10 protein-coding genes are annotated in these 13,915 nt (G+C 72.5%); 3 read left to right on the top strand and 7 right to left on the bottom strand.

Features of this window, described 5'->3' with window-relative positions; translation table 11 throughout:
* Positions 1-10: 10 nt before the first annotated feature.
* From HHX37_RS22105 to asnB, 4 genes are read right to left on the bottom strand one after another with little or no spacing between them, the layout of a single operon-like run.
* Complete coding sequence (locus tag HHX37_RS22105) at positions 11-1,270, bottom strand: ATP-grasp domain-containing protein (protein ID WP_182886592.1); 1,260 nt, start codon at positions 1,268-1,270, stop codon at positions 11-13.
* Complete coding sequence (locus tag HHX37_RS22100; RefSeq protein WP_182886591.1) at positions 1,267-2,970, bottom strand: GMC family oxidoreductase; 1,704 nt, start codon at positions 2,968-2,970, stop codon at positions 1,267-1,269. Before HHX37_RS22100 ends, HHX37_RS22105 begins: the two co-directional genes overlap by 4 nt.
* Complete coding sequence (locus HHX37_RS22095; RefSeq protein ID WP_111701092.1) at positions 2,967-3,845, bottom strand: TauD/TfdA dioxygenase family protein; 879 nt, start codon at positions 3,843-3,845, stop codon at positions 2,967-2,969. The genes HHX37_RS22100 and HHX37_RS22095 overlap by 4 nt, the downstream gene beginning before the upstream one ends.
* 48 nt (positions 3,846-3,893) lie before the next feature.
* Complete coding sequence (asnB, locus tag HHX37_RS22090; protein ID WP_182886590.1) at positions 3,894-5,714, bottom strand: asparagine synthase (glutamine-hydrolyzing); 1,821 nt, start codon at positions 5,712-5,714, stop codon at positions 3,894-3,896.
* Positions 5,715-6,228: 514 nt separating this feature from the next.
* Here asnB and HHX37_RS22085 point away from each other — a divergent pair.
* Positions 6,229-7,485 carry an ATP-grasp domain-containing protein gene (locus tag HHX37_RS22085; protein WP_182886589.1) on the top strand — a complete coding sequence of 419 codons (1,257 nt, stop codon included), beginning with the start codon at positions 6,229-6,231 and terminating at the stop codon, positions 7,483-7,485.
* A 208-nt stretch (positions 7,486-7,693) separates the two neighbouring features.
* The gene (locus HHX37_RS22080; RefSeq protein WP_182886588.1) at positions 7,694-8,977 is read left to right on the top strand and encodes an MFS transporter; all 1,284 of its coding nucleotides are present in this window, start codon (positions 7,694-7,696) and stop codon (positions 8,975-8,977) included.
* A 136-nt stretch (positions 8,978-9,113) separates the two neighbouring features.
* Here HHX37_RS22080 and HHX37_RS22075 read toward each other — a convergent pair whose 3' ends face one another.
* A complete protein-coding gene (locus HHX37_RS22075) occupies positions 9,114-9,863 on the bottom strand; it encodes a dienelactone hydrolase family protein (protein WP_182886587.1) in 750 nt (249 codons plus the stop codon).
* A gap of 375 nt (positions 9,864-10,238) precedes the next feature.
* Here HHX37_RS22075 and rox point away from each other — a divergent pair, with 375 nt between their 5' ends.
* A complete protein-coding gene (gene rox, locus HHX37_RS22070) occupies positions 10,239-11,666 on the top strand; it encodes a rifampin monooxygenase (protein WP_182886586.1) in 1,428 nt (475 codons plus the stop codon).
* Positions 11,667-11,716: 50 nt separating this feature from the next.
* Here rox and HHX37_RS22065 read toward each other — a convergent pair whose 3' ends face one another.
* Positions 11,717-12,820: a TIGR04500 family putative peptide maturation system protein gene (locus HHX37_RS22065; protein ID WP_182886585.1), complete on the bottom strand. Its 1,104-nt coding sequence runs from the start codon at positions 12,818-12,820 to the stop codon at positions 11,717-11,719.
* A 1-nt stretch (position 12,821) separates the two neighbouring features.
* Positions 12,822-13,811, bottom strand: a complete 990-nt coding sequence (locus HHX37_RS22060; RefSeq protein ID WP_182886584.1) for an MvdC/MvdD family ATP grasp protein — start codon at positions 13,809-13,811, stop codon at positions 12,822-12,824.
* Between the last annotated feature and the right edge of the window lie 104 nt (positions 13,812-13,915).

The following is a 13,915-nucleotide window of genomic DNA, read 5'->3' as shown; positions in this document are numbered from 1 at the left end:
GTCTGCCGCGTCAGCCGGTGGTGAAGAGCCGGCCCTCGCGCTCCCATCGCCGTACGGTCTGGTAGTCGGCCTGCAGGACCTCGGGGTCCGGATGACTCATGAAGACGATGCCGGGGCTCGAGTAGAGGTCGGTGGTCCGCGTGACGGTGTCACCGGCCCTCGGCGCCTTCTGGATCCAGGTGGTGCTCTCCAGGGTTCCCAGCAGTTCCTCGTAGTGGGACCGGGTCACCGTCCCCGACTGGGCGGAGATGAACTGGACCTGCCACAGCGGGGCGTGCAGCCCCTTCTGCTCGTCGGCGAGCCGCGCGGCGAACGGCTCGCCCTCGACGACCAGGCGGGCGGCCAGGTCGAGCATGCTCGCGCCCACCGCGTGGTTGGCGGCGGGCCGGTTGAGCCCGCCGGACAGGCGCGAGGCGCACTCGATGAGGACCGGCCCCCGGTCGGTGACCATCAGTTCGGTGTGGTGGGCGCCGTACCGCACGCCCAGGGCGTCGAGGACCGCCTTCACGTAGTCGACGATCCGCTTCATCTCCGGGTCGACCGGGTCGAACAGGACGCTGCGGTCGTAGATCAGGCCCGCGCCGGGCACCGGCACCTTGTCGGTCCGCCAGATCTCGGTGACGACGTGCCGCCCGTTCCCGCTGATCCCGTTGATGAAGTACTCCTGGCCCGACAGCAGCCGCTGCGCGAGCACGGCGTCGTTGCGCTCGCCGAGCTGGTTCACCGCGCCGTGCAGGCGGTGGAAGACCTCCTCCAGCTCGCCCTCGTCGGCGCAGAAGGTCACGGAGTCGGTGCCGGCGCTCGCCGGCGGCTTCACGACGACGGGCCAGGCGCCGGCCTTCGCCCAGGCGAGCAGCCCGCCGAGGTCGTGTGCCAGGTAGTGGTCCATGGCGGGCAGGCCCGCGCCGAGCAGGCGGTTGTGCATCTCGTACTTGTCGCGCCGGGCGGCGCTGGACGACGGGTCGTTGCCCGGCAGGCCGAGCGCGGCCGCCAGGAGGTCGGCGACGATCACGCCGCTCTCCGTGCCCGGCAGCACGGCCGCGGGCCGGTACGCGCCGACCTCGCGGGCGAGGGCCTCGATGTCCCCGTCGTTGTCGAACTCGGCGAGGTAGTCGCCGGGCCGGTAGGTGGCCCGGAAGTACTCGGGCAGGCTCGCCGACGCCCGCACGTGCACGCAGTCCCAGCCGTGCTCCGCCATCACCCCCGGCAGCTGCGAGCCGGACGAGTAGCCGTCGACGATGACCAGGACCTGCCGTGGTGACGTGCTCATATGGTGTCCTTCGTGACGTGGGGGCCGGTGCCCGGGCGCTCGTCCGCCGCGCTCTCGCGCTCGTAGGCCCCGCTCTCGCGCTCATAGGCGGCGTGCGGGCCGCCGCGCCCGTGGTCGGCCAGGATCATCGCCGCGCCCTTCTCGGCGATCATCAGGCTCGCGGCGTTCGTGTTGCCGGAGACCAGCGTCGGCATGACGGACGCGTCCACCACCCGCAGCCCCTCCACCCCGTGCACGCGCAGCCGGTGGTCGACCACCGCCATGGGGTCGTCGCCCATCCGGCAGGTGCCGGCGGGGTGATAGGAGGTGTCGCCGTGGGCGCGGGCGTAGGCGAGCAGTTCGTCGTCGGTCCGCACGCCGCTCCCCGGCGTCAGCTCGTCGCCCCGGTACGGGTCGAGCACCGGGCTCTCCACGATCTCCCTGGCGATCCTGATCCCGGCGACGAGGCGGGAACGATCCATGCCGGACTCCAGGAAGCGCGGGCGGATCTCGGGCGGGGCCAGCGGGTCGCGGGAGCGGACGTGGATGGAGCCGGACGACTCCGGGCGCAGCGGGTAGACGCCGAGCGTCATGCCGGGAGCGGTGTCGAGCCGCCTGCTCGACCCGGGGCCGTAGCTGGCCGGCGCGAAGTGGAACTGGATGTCCGGCCGCGTCTCGTCCGGCGAGGAGCGGACGAAGCCGAAGCCGAGCGCGATCGGCAGGCTGAGCAGGCCCCGGCGGGAGGTCAGGTAGGTGGCGACCTCCCGCGCCAGCGCGAGCCCGCGGCTGCGCTCGTTGAAGGTGATCGGCCGCCGCACCCGCCACCGCAGGCGGGCCGCGAAGTGGTCGCGGAAGTTCTCGCCGACGCCCGGCAGGTGGTGCACGACCGGGATGCCGAGGCCGCCGAGCACGTCGCGGGAGCCGATTCCGGAGAGCTCAAGGAGCTGGGGCGACTGCACCGCGCCGGCGCTGACGATCACCTCCTTGGCGCAGCCGGCCCGCTCCGTCTCGCCGTCCCGCACGTACGTCACGCCGGTGCAGCGGGTGCCGCTGAACCGCAGGCCCGTGACGTGGGCCCGGGTGAGGAGGGTGAGGTTCGGCCGGAGCCGGGCGAGCTTCAGGTAGGTCCCCAGGGCCGACGACCGCCGTCCGCCATCGTGGTTGACCTGGTAGTAGCCGAAGCCCTCCTGGTCTCCCGAGTTGTAGTCGGGGTTGGCGGGATAGCCCGCCTTGGCCGCCGCGGCGAGGAAGACGTCGCACAGTTCGTCGCGGTCGCGCGGCGGGCCGACGGCGATCAGCCCGTCCCGGCCGCGCGTCTCCCCGCCGATCCCGGTCACGCGCTCCAGGCTGCGGAAGTACGGCAGGACGCCGGCCCAGGACCAGCCCGGGTTGCCGAGCCGCGCCCAGTCGTCGTAGTCCTCCGCCTGGCCCCGTACGTAGATCATGCCGTTGATCGCGTTCGAGCCGCCGAGCAGGCGCCCGCGCGGGATGCGCACGCTGCGGCCGTCGATGGTGGGGTCGGGCGCGGTCTCGAAGCACCAGTCGTACCTGGGGTTGCCCATCAGGATGGTCTCGGCGGCGGGGATCGTCAGCAGCGGGCTGCGCCGCTCGTGCCCCGCCTCCAGGAGGAGCACGCTGACGGACGGGTCCTCGGTCAGCCGGCCGGCGAGCACGCAGCCCGCCGCCCCGGCCCCGACGATCACGAAGTCGTACGTCTTCATGAGGCGATGGCCTCGCCGACCGGCACCGGGCTGCCGGTGGACAGGTGACCGGCGATCGTCGTGCGGTGCATGAGCCGGCGATACGCCTCGTAGTCGTAGGGGGTGGCCCGGTGCATCGCGCTGCGGTTGTCCCACAGCAGGATGTCGCCCGGCTGCCACCTGTGGCAGTAGGTGAAGCGCGGCTGGACCGAGAACTCCTGCAGGAAGGTGACGAGCGGGGCGCTCTCGGCCTCCGGCATCCCCTCGATGCGCCACGGGACGTTGCCGCCGCTGTAGAGGGCGTTGCGGCCGCTCACCTCGTGCCGGCGCACGATCGGGTGGCGCATGTCCACCCACGCCGCCCGCTCCTCCGGTGTCGGCGCCGGACGGTCGGGATAGTTGTACGGCCGCGACTGCACCCGGCTGATGACGACCTTGAGGTCGTCGATCCGTTCCTTCATGGCGGCCGGCAGGGCGTCGTACGCCGCCATCATGTTGGCGAACCAGGTGTCGCCGCCCTCCGGCGGGACCTCGATCGCGTAGAGCATCGTCCCGGCCGGCGGGTCGGAGAGGTAGTGGCCGTCGCTGTGCCAGACGCGGCCGCTGTAGGCCGACCCGATGGGCTTGCCGTCCCGGGTGATGTTCGACAGCACGAGGATCTCGGGGTGCTCGGGCTCGTTGAACTCCGAGCGGGTGTAGGTCGTGATCTCACCGAAACGCCTGGTGAGCGCGATCTGCTGCTCCGGGGTCATCTTCTGGCCGCGGAACAGCAGGAGGCAGGTGTCGATCCAGGCCTGGTAGATGCGGTCGAAGTCGCGGGCCGATATGTCGCCGGTGACGTCGACGCCGCGGACCTCCGTGCCGATGGAGTCGGTGATGGGGACCAGTTCGAGCATGGCGCAGCTCCCTCGGTGTTGCCTGCGTTCACATCGCTACGGCGCTCGTCAGCCGAGCGACACCTGGTAGTCCTCGATCCACCTGCGCATCTCGACGAGCTGGATGAGCATGTGCGGCGCGCTCGTCCCGCCGGGCAGGTCCGGCCGGAGCCGGTCGGCGGCGATCCCGCGGATGAACTCCGCGAGGCGCGGCCGGTCGAACATCCGGCCGATCGGAGAGCGCTCGTCGCTCACGATCCAGGTCGCCTCCTCGATGAGCGCGTGGTCGTATTCCGGGTTGTGCACATGGGGATAGGCGCTCTTCCGCCGGTTCAGCGTGCCGGGTGGCAGGACGTCGGCCATGGCCGCCTTCAGCAGGCCCTTCAACCCGCCCCGGGACTTCATCGACCAGGGCACGTTCCAGACGTACTCGATGAGCCGGTGGTCGCAGAACGGGATGCGCACCTCCAGGCCGGACGCCATGCTCATGCGCTCCTTGCGGTCCAGGACGACCGCGAGCGGCCCGGACATGCCCAGGTGGAGCACCTCGCGCATGCGCGCGTTCTCGGGGTCCTCGCCGGGCAGCCGCGGCACCTCCGAGAGGAGCTGGGAGAGCCTGGCGCGCTCGTCCTCCACGGGGTCGGCCGTCGCCCGCATCTCCGGCGAGAGGTAGTCGGCGAGCCGGGGGCCGTCGCCCATCCACGGGAAACCGTCGCGGTTGACGAGTTCCGGCTTGAAGAAGTACGGATATCCGCCGAAGATCTCGTCGGCGGCCTCGCCGGACATCGCGACCGGGCCGATCTCCCGCATCTCGCGGAAGAGCAGGTACATCGAGGCGTCGAACTGCCCCCAGCCCGGCAGGTCGCGGGCGCGACGGGTGGCCGGGACGGCGTCCAGCAGGTCGCGCAGGCCGACGGTGACGGTGTGGTGGCGGCTGCCCATGAATTCGGCCGCGTCCGCCGCGTACGGCGCGTCCACCTCGGGCCGCAGCTCGGTCGGGGAGAAGTGCGCGGAGTCGCTCTCGAACCGGACGCAGAAGGTGTCGAGACTCCTGCCGTCCCGGGCCGCCAGGGCGCGGACGGCGAGCGCCGCGACCGAGGTCGAGTCGACGCCGCCCGACAGCATGGCGGCGCACGGCCCCGAGGCGGGGACCTGCCGGCCGACCGCGTCCTCAAGAAGTTCGCGCACGTGGCGGGTGGTCTCCTCGAACGAGTGCCGATGCGGCTCGCTGGACAGCCGCCAGTAGCGGCGCGGCGACGGCCCGTCCTCCGACCAGATGACGACGTGGCCGGGCGGGACCTCGCGCAGCCCGGCCAGCGGCGTCTCGCCGGGCAGGGTGAGGCGCGGCTGCAGGACGATCGGGAGGGCCGCCGGGTCGAGGCGCGCCTCGAACAGCGGGTTGGCCATGATGCCCTTCGGCTCCGAGGCGAACAGGATGCCGCCCGGGTACGCGAAGTAGTACAGGGGCTTGAGGCCCATGCGGTCGCGGCCCAGCAGCAGCCGCCGCGACCTGCCGTCCCAGACGGCGAAGGCGCCCATGCCGTCGAGCCGTTCGGCGAGCCGGTCGCCCCAGCGGAGGTAGGAGCGCAGCAGCACCTCTTCGGAGGATCCCCCGCCGAGGTCGGCCGCGTTGTAGATCTCACCGGCGTGGACGACGGCCACCGTCTCGCCGCCGATCTCCGCCGTCAGGGGCTGGGCGTCACCGCCCGCCGCGCCGACCGCCGTGTCGCCCACGGCGAGCCTCCGGTGCCCGAGCGCCGCGTGCCGCGACAGCCAGAGCCCCTTCGCGTCGGGACCGCGGTGCTGCATGGTGTCGGCCATCGCGTGGAGGACGTCTTCCTGTGCGCCGAGGTCGCGCCTGAAATCCATCCAGCCAACGAATCCACTCAATCGATGTTTCCTTACTCGTCAATTCGCGGGCGAATACCGGCCGTGAACGCGGCCGGCGGTTAACCGGAATATAGAGACACCGTGCAGGCGGAAAGAGCGATCGGATAGCGGAGCGAGAATTGCCGGAAATATCGTCGACCAATAACCTGCCGACGACGATGAATCGCCGGCCGCGGCCAGTGGACATCTGTTCATCACACAAAACGATGACGCCGTTCGGAAGTATACGTACCGGACAAGCGGCCGCAATAGACCTTCGAAGTGACGCACGTCACACAGATTCCTCACAACGCCGATAATTGCATGGTGAGGTTTCCGTTCGGCCGGACGACCCCTTGAGGACCGGGCATCGCGGCAGCTCAGAGCCCGGTGGTGAGATTTATTACGGTCCTATCGGAAGCGGAAATTCGACGGTTATTCTCCGGGTACGTATCGTCCTCGTATCGTGGGCTTCGCGGATAACACTCCGGTGGTGTCCGCGCGCCCGCCGACGCCGCTACCACAGGGAGAAGACATGGCGAACTCCGACGGAGTGCTCCTTGTCATGGCAAGTGGGTTTCCGCACTACAGGGAGTACCTTCTGGCCTCGATCGCGCAGCGCGGCGGGCCGGTCTGGCTCTTCGAGACGGAACGGCCCTCCTGGCAGACCCCGTACATCGCGGGCAGCACCGTCGTCGACGTCTTCGATCTGGAGGCGGTCGTCGCGGCGGCCCGGCAGCTGGCCGCGCGGACACCGGTCCGCGGCGTGATCAGCTACCACGAGGCGGTGATCGAGGCCGCCGCCCGGGTGGCGGCCGAGCTCGGCCTCCCCGGGCCCTCCCCCGAGGCCGTGACCGCCGTACGCGACAAGCCGACGACGCGGCGGCTGCTCGACCGGGCGGGGATCAGGCAGCCCCGGCACGCGCTCGTCGCGACCCCGGAGGAGGCCGCGGCGGCGGCCGGGCGCATCGGGTTCCCCCTGGTGGCCAAGCCCCGGGGCCTCGGCGCGAGCCAGGGGGTGGTGAAGGTCGCCGGCGAGGCCGAGCTCGGCTGGGCGGTCGGCGTCAGCCGTACGGCACGCCAGAGCGGGATGCCCGGCCACGACGAGATCCTGCTGGAGCAGTTCCTCGCCGGGCCCGAGATCAGCGTCGACGCGGCGGTCCACGACGGCGAGTACCTGCCCTACCTGGTCGCCCGCAAGCGCCTGGGCGGCGAGCCGTACTTCGAGGAGACCGGGCACGTCGTGCTGGCCGACGAGCCGCTGCTTCGGGACGCGGACCTGCTGCGGCTGCTGGCGGACACGCACCGCGCCCTCGGCTACACCCACGGCACGACGCACACCGAGGTCAAGCTGACCTCCGAGGGCTACGCGCTGATCGAGGTGAACGGCCGGCTCGGCGGCGATCTCATCCCCTATCTCGGGCTGCTGGCCAACGGCGTCGACTCCGGGGTGGTCGCGGCCGACCTCGCCCTGGGGGTGCGGCCCGACGTGACCGCGCACGGCGCCGGCGCGGTCGGCATCCGGTTCCTCTATCCGCCGGAGACCTGCGTGGCGCGGCGGGTGGAGATGCCCGAGCCCGATCCCGAGGCTGGATTGCTGGCGTCGGTGGCGGTCGCCGGCCCGGGGACACCGCTGATCCTGCCGCCCGACGGCGCCATCGCCCGGTACGGCTTCCTCATCGCCCGCGGCCGTACGGCGGAGGAGTGCGACGAGGTGCTCGACCGGGCCGAGCGGGCCGCGCGGTTCGAGGGTGACCCCCCGCACGCCGCCCGGGAGGTCGTCTCCGTCTGAGAGGCGGCACAGCCCGTCCCGGCAGGCGGCTGGACAGGCTCCGGGAGCGGCCCATGGCGGCGCCGCCCCGGCGCGGGGAAAGCCCGGGCCGTCTCGCGCGGGAGCGCGCCCAGCCGAGAGAACCCGTCCTGCCGAAAGAGCCCGTCCGGTGGAGAGAGCCCTTCTGGTGGAGAGAGCCCGTCCGGTGGAGAGAGCGAGGAGTGAGGACGTGTCCGAGGACCAGCCCCCCGTCGCGGCGCCGCGGGGGGACGAGCGCGCCGGCGTGCTGCGGACGCTCCGCGAACTGCCCCCTCCCGTGCTCGCCCTCCTCTGCGGGATCGCCGTCAACCGGATGGGCAGCTTCGTCTCGCTCTTCCTGGTGCTCTACGTCACCGGGCTCGGCTACCGCCCGGCCGAGGCGGGCGGCGCGCTCACGGCGTTCGGCCTCGGCTCGATCGCCGGGGTGGTGACGGGCGGCGCCGCGACCGACAGGTTCGGGGCGCGGAACGTGATCGTCGCCTCGATGGCGCTGTCCGGCGTGGGCGTCGGCGCCGTCGGCTTCGTGACCGGCTACCTGCCGCTGCTGGGGATCAGCCTGGCGATCGGCGCGGTCACCCAGCTCTACCGGCCGGCCTCCACGACGATGCTGTCGGAGCTGACCCCGCCGCGCCGGCTGGTGATCACCACGGCGGCGAGCCGCCTGGGGCTCAACGTCGGCGCGACCCTCGCCCCGCTGCTGGGCGTGTGGCTGGCCGGATTCGGCTACCGCGCGGTCTTCCTCGCGGACGCGATCACGAGTGTCGTCTTCGCGGTGGCGGCGATGTTCGTACTGCCCGGAGGCCGGCCCGGGCGCGAGGCGGCGGAGGCCGTCCGGCACGAGGACGGGGCGCGCGGCGGCTACCGCGCGGTCCTGCGCGACCGCCGTTATCTCCTCGTCCTCGCCGCGATGTTCGCGACGGCCCTCGCCGAGGTGCAGTATCAGGCCGTCCTCCCCCTGGAGATCAGGGACCGGGGCCTGCCGACCGCGGTCTACGGCGCCGTCGTCGCCCTGAACGGCGCCCTGGTCATCCTGCTCGAACTGCCGCTGACCCCGTACGTCCAGAGGCTGCCGATGCGGACGGCGATCTCGGTGGGGACGCTGCTGATCGGCGGAGGGCTCGCGTTGGCCGGCGTCTCGGCCGGCGTCTGGCTGCTCTTCGCCGGCGCGCTGATCTGGACCATGGGCGAGATCGTCAGCGCGCCGTCGTCGAACGCCTATCCGGCGCTGGCCGCGCCGGGACACCTGCGCAGCCGTTACATCGGCGCCTTCGCCGCCTGCCACACCATCGGGTACGCGGTGGGACCCGCCATGGGCACGGCGCTCTTCCAGTACGACGGCGCGCTCGTCTGGCTCATGTGCGCCGGGCTCGGCGTGGCCGGGTTCTTCGGCATGTGGTTCGGGGTCCGCGCGCCGGCCCACGAGACCGCTCCCGCCGCGCGGGCGACGCCCCGGCCCGCCACCGACCTCAACTGACGAGGACCTTGGAGAGGCGGCTCGCGGGGCTGCATCGGGGACTCCTCGATGGCCGACGTGTCCAGGCGTGGAACGACAGGGAAGCGGGATCGGCGACCGGCCGCCGATCCCGCGTCCCCTCGGGCCGGTGAGGTGTCTACCCCCGCAGATGCCGGGCGAGGAACCGGACCGCGCTGTCGGCCTCGAACCCGGGCACCTCGTGGTGCCCGCCCAGGTTGGCGTGCAGCGTCTTCTCCTTCGAGGCCAGCGCGTCGAACAAGGCGAGGCCGGATTCACGCGGGATGAGCTCGTCGTCCCACTGGAGCGCGAACTCGACCGGCACCGTGATCCGTCCCGCCGCCTCGGCCAGGGCCTCGTCGTAGGAGTAGAGACCGAGCACCGCCGCGGTGATCCTGGGTTCGGCCGCCGTCAGCGGCAGCCCGATCGCGGTGCCCATGCTCACGCCGTAGTAGCCCACCGGCCCGCCGGCGCCGATCTCCGGCAGTTCCTGGAGGGCGTCCAGGGTCGCCCGCCACTCGGGCACCGCACGCCTGGCGATGCCGGCGTTGAAGGCGACGACGATCGGGCCGACCGGCTCACCCGCCGCCATCGCCCGCCGGAGCGCGGCGATCTCCCGCTCGTCGTCCTCCGTACGCGGCCGTCCGCCGTGACCGGGTGCGTCGATGGCGGCGACGTGGAAACCGCCGTCGCCCACGAGGCGGGCCGCGCGGCCGGCCATCCCCGGCGCCCTGCTGTCCTGGCCGCCGCCGTGCCCCAGCAGCACCAGCGGCGCGCGGCCGGAACCGGACTCGGGCGACCAGAGCATGCCGGGGACCTCGCCCACGGTGAACCCGCGCGCGATGACGCCGTTCGACGTTTCTTCCGAAGTGAAATGCACAGAAGGCATTAGGTTGTCGCTTTCCGGGAGTGCTTGTTGTCCAGGCGCTCCCGGCGACTCCTTATGTCAGTCGCCCGACCGTGATGACGAGAGGGAGCACCCCATCGACACAACGTTCATGGGTCTCACCTCCTCGCGGCCTGTCACGATCACCCGCACGCTACCAGCCCCGGACCATCCCGCCCAACCGTATTCACCGCGAATACAGGCAGCCCAATCACCCGTGTGTCAATGCGAGGGGGGTGGCGCGAATGGGGTGGCCGAGAAAGGCGATCCCCCGCCACTTTCAGGCTATAGCGCACCGGGGGGCTTGCGGCAAGACCCCGGTCGTACCGCAGAATCTCCGTCCGAACAGGGAGCGGGACCTTGTCGTATGGGGGATTCATGATCGACGTGATCATCGCCGGTGGCGGGCCGACCGGCATGATGCTGGCCGGTGAGCTGCGGCTGCACGGCGTGCGGGTGGTCGTGCTGGAGAAGGAGACGGAGCCGACCGGGTTCGTCCGGGCGCTGGGCCTGCACGTGCGCAGCATCGAGGTGCTGGACCAGCGTGGCCTGCTGGAGCGGTTCCTCCCGCACGGCCGCAGGTCTCCGGTCGGCGGTTCCTTCGCCGCCATCGAGAAGCCCTCGCCCGAACGGCTGGACACCGCGCACCCCTACGTCCTCGGCGTCCGGCAGACCATCACCGATCGCCTGCTGGGCGAGCACGCCGCCGAGGTGGGCGCCGAGATCCGGCGCGGCCGCGCGCTGGCGGGGCTGAGTCAGGACGAGCACGGGGTGACCGCGGAACTGGCCGACGGCACGCGGCTGCGCGCGCGCTACCTCGTCGGCTGCGACGGCGGCCGCAGCACGGTGCGCAAGCTGCTGGGCGTCGGCTTCCCCGGCGAGCCCACCAGGGTCGAGACGCTGCTGGGCGAGATGGAGGTGGGCGTGCCGCCGGAGACGGTGGCCGCCGTGGTGACCGAGGTCCGCGCCACCCAGAAGCGGTTCGGGCTCGCGCCCTTCGACAAGGGGGTGTACCGCGTGGTCGTGCCCGCCGCCGGAGTGACCGAGGACCGCTCGGTCCCGCCGACCCTGGAGGACTTCAGGCAGCAGCTGCGGGCCGTCGCCGGCACCGACTTCGGCGTGCACTCCCCCCGCCGGCTCTCCCGCTTCGGCGACGCCACCCGGCTGGCCGACCGCTACCGGGTGGGCCGGGTGCTGCTGGCCGGCGACGCGGCGCACATCCACCCGCCGGTCGGGGGGCAGGGCCTCAACCTCGGCATCCAGGACGCGTTCAACCTCGGCTGGAAGCTGGCCGCAGAGATCGCCGGCTGGGCCCCGGAGGGGTTGCTGGACAGCTATGAGACCGAACGGCGCCCGGTGGCCGCCGACGTGCTGGACAACACCCGCGCGCAGATGGAGCTGTTGTCGACCGAGCCGGGCGCCCAGGCGGTGCGCCGCCTGGTGTCGGAGCTGATGGACTTCGAGGACGTGAGACGGCGCCTGGCCGAGAAGATCACCGCCATCGGGATCCGCTACGACTTCGGCGAGGGGCACGAACTGCTCGGCCGGCGGATGCGGGACGTGACACTGAAGCGCGGGCGCCTCTACGAGCTCACGCGCGGCGGCCGCGGGCTGCTGCTCGACCAGACCGGCCGGCTCTCGGTCGCCGGGTGGGCGGACCGGGTCGACTACGCCGCCGACGTCAGCGAGGAGCTGGACGTGCCCGCCGTACTGCTGCGGCCGGACGGTCACGTGGCGTGGGCCGGCGAGGATCAGGCGGGCCTGCTCGATCGGCTGCCCAGGTGGTTCGGCGCGCCGCGCGGCTGAACGTCCCGTACGGCTCGCGCGGATGACCGATGGGCGGAAGCGGGACCGGTTCAGACCGTTCCGAACCCTCCGGCGGCCGGGGAGGCCTCCGAGGCGCCGTGCGATCCGTCCGGCGCCCGGAGCGCCCGGGTGACGGATCCGGTCCGCCGCGCGGTGCCCCACATCCACTCGACGCTCGCCTCGGCGCGCCTGCGGGCGAGCCAGTCGTCGAAGATCCGGTTCTCGATCGCCTGCCGGGTCCCGTCGTCGAGGACGGCGGGGCGCACCTCCAGGACGCAGGTGACCAGCGGCTCCGGCCCGCTGCCGGCGACGACGTCCCCGGCTTCGGCGCCCGCGGCCTCCGGGCCGAGTTCGCGGCGGTACACGAGCGCCGGCCGGACGTCCGCGCCGTACGCGAAGGCCTCCTCGGCGGCCTTCGCGAAGATCGCCGCGCGGGCGTCCTCGGCCCGCAGCCGCGTGGCCGCCGCCCGGGCGGCTTCGAGGTGGGGATAGCGCAGGCGCATCACGCTCAGGCGGTCGTGGCCGCCCGGGTCGGCGGCGAACAGCCCGGCGGCGTCGTCACCGGCCACACGGCGGCGCAGCCGGGCGATGGCGGCCTCCTGGTGGACGATCACCTCCAGCGCCGCGTGGTCGAGCCCGCGCTCCGCCATCCAGTCACGGGTGGCCCGCACGGTGAGCAGGCCGCGGGCCCGCCGGAAGGCGTCCATGGCCTCCTGAAGCTCCTCGGCGGTCAGCTCGACCGGTTCCCGCTCCAGTTCCTGCTCCACCAGGGCGGCGTTCACCAGGCGGACGGCCAGCGAACTGTCCCCCCACAGCCCGTCGAGCACGGCCATGGCCTGCTCCATCCTGACGTCGGCGCCGTCGACGCGGACGACGACCTGCTCGCCGGCGCTCTGGCTGCCGCGCAGCGGCCACGGTACGGCCCGCGCCGGCGCGAAGGCGACCGACACCGTGCCGTCCGGCGCCGGGATCAGCAGGTCGTAGTGGTGGCTCCCGCCGGGATGGTCGCGCTGCCAGACGAGGCGCATCGGCACGTCCCGGTGCCCGGCCCGCAGGTCGTCCAGCAGGCGCCTGGCGTCGGCCGGCTCGGCGCCGGAGATCCGGCGCAGGAAGGCCAGGGCGTCGTTCAGCAGGTGGTCGGGGAAAAGCGCCACGTCAGGCTCCTCGCAGGAGGTGTTCGCAGATGGCCTCGCTGATCGGGAGGCCGGTGAGGTGCTCCACCCACAGCCACTGCGCGTTGGGGTTCACCTCGAGGAAGACGTGCCGGCCCTCGGGGGTGAGGATCAGGTCGATCGCCCCGTACGCGAGGCCGAGCCGCTCCATGAGGGTGAGGCACCGGGCCGCGACGTCGTCCGGCAGGCGGTGCGGGCGGTGCGGGGTGACCCGCGTGTCGTAGCGCCGCCAGTCGACGCTGGACCGGTTGGACACCTGGGAGTGGATCTCCGCGGCGAAGATCCGGCGGCCGACGACGGTGACGCGCAGCTCCAGGCGCTTGTCCACCCGCTCCTGCACGATCATGGGACAGAACCGCAGCCCGTCGGCGTACGCCAGGTCGCGGGGCGACACCTGCTCGCTGAGCCGCGTGACGGTGAGGCCGTCGCCGACGCCCTCGATGAAGGGGATGTGGAACGTCTTGGTGATGACGCGGCCGTCGTGCCGCTCGTGGAACTCGAAGAACGACTCCGGGTCCGTGGTGATCAGCGTGTCCGGTACGGCGAAGCCGAGCTCCGCCGCGAGGGCGAGCTGGGAGGCCTTCTGGCCGGACCGGCGCCAGACCGACTCGCGGGCGGGGAGCTGCGGGCACGGCAGGTGCTCCCACAGGTCGCTGAGCAGGCTCTGGCACTCCCTGGCCGCGTGCGCGGCGACCGCCGGGTCGGCGATCTCCGGATGCGGCGCGGGCGGGGTGGGACGGCGCCACCACAACGCGGTGACCGTGTCGAGCGCGATCTCCTCCGCACCGCCCCTCAGGAGGCGCGGCGTCATGCGGCCGTCCGCCGCGTAGCCGACCTCCACCCTCCAGGAGACTGGGAAGCCGCCGGGATCGAAGACGGTGACCCGCGCGCCGCGCCCGGCGAGCAGCGCGCAGACGCGGTCGGCGTGGGGATCGTCCTCACCCGTGAGGACGAGAACGTGCGGAGTTGGCAAGGCCGGGCCTTTCGTGATCACGGTGGAAGGCGGGAGCGCCGCCGCGGGCGCTCCCGCCCCGTGCCTCAGCGACGGTTCAGAAGCGGTTCAGAGGCGCTTCACAG

Source organism: Microbispora sp. H10885 (assembly GCF_014161415.1).
In the GTDB taxonomy this organism is placed as follows: Bacteria; Actinomycetota; Actinomycetes; order Streptosporangiales; family Streptosporangiaceae; genus Microbispora; species Microbispora triticiradicis.
This window is presented reverse-complemented; position numbering and strand designations above follow the sequence as displayed.